At 57.5% G+C, this 577-nt stretch carries 1 protein-coding gene; it reads right to left on the bottom strand.

What is annotated here, in order from left to right; genetic code table 11:
* Nucleotides 1–577: transposase (locus tag J7395_RS20815; protein ID WP_209223610.1), on the bottom strand; the 577-nt coding region annotated here is incomplete at both ends.

Here is a 577-nt window from a genome sequence, read left to right as displayed (position 1 = left end):
AGGCAGCCCCGCAGAAGTCTTCGCCGTCTCGTAAATGTCTGACAACATGAGCGCCTTCTCCACTTTGCGCCCGACCACCTCCCATGCCGCCTTGGTGAACTCCTCCTTGGTCATGGCCGAGATCATGTGCGGGGACGGAAACATCTCGAGGAAAGCCAGGAACCAGTCTGTGCGCGAACTGCGGTGGAAACGGTCAGCTTCCGGAAAATAGAGCGGCAGGTAATGGGTCAGGATGCGATGCCACAGCTCGGTCTTGGACCGCGACACCGCATCATGGGTTTTGGACAATTCCTGAATGTCGTTCGTCCCGGCCACCATCGGGTCCTGAAAGATCTGCACCGCACCGATCTGTAGCATGTGCAAAATGACCTGAGCATCCTTCGGATCGTTCTTGTCCCAGCTGTTGTGCAGCGCCTCCCGCGTCCGGGCCAAAGCGACTGAGGACACCAGCTTCAAGTCAAACCCGGCGACGCCCAAATGATACATCAGCACCCGATGATAGTTGCCAGTCGCTTCAAAGCCGATCCGGACGGGCAGGCCGTATTCTCGCAAGATCGCGATAAGCCGCATGAAATCT

The organism is Thalassospira sp. A3_1 (assembly GCF_017744215.1).
Taxonomy (GTDB): domain Bacteria; phylum Pseudomonadota; class Alphaproteobacteria; order Rhodospirillales; family Thalassospiraceae; genus Thalassospira; species Thalassospira lucentensis_A.
The sequence above is the reverse complement of the archived record's forward strand: the minus strand, read 5'-3'. Positions and strand labels throughout refer to the sequence as shown.